Source organism: Leifsonia sp. HAY1-4F, assembly GCF_056755275.1.
In genome coordinates this window covers 1-233 of sequence record NZ_JBNDHX010000683.1, presented here as the reverse complement: position 1 = coordinate 233, position 233 = coordinate 1, and the positions used below count along the sequence as shown (strand labels likewise).

Here is a 233-nt window from a genome sequence, read left to right as displayed (position 1 = left end):
GTCCCACTCGGCCACTACGCCGTGGCAGCCGTCGGAGCCGTAGATCTCCACGGCTTCCCGGATTCTGGCCCGTGTTTCGGGGTCGGCCAGCCGGGCAAGGGTGGCCTCGGTTCCGCCGGACGAGGCCCAACTGGGCAGGATCGCCGAAAGCGTGGTGGCACCGGGGAGGTAAGGGTAGGTGTCCAGGGTGATGTCCACGCCTTGATCCAGGGCGGCATCGATCAAGTCCAGGA

The 233-nt window shown here is 67.4% G+C and carries 1 pseudogene; it reads right to left on the bottom strand.

Annotation, left to right across the window (positions count from 1 at the left end):
- A pseudogene (locus ACPYOG_RS20965) lies at nucleotides 1–233 on the bottom strand (D-aminoacylase); the annotation flags it as partial.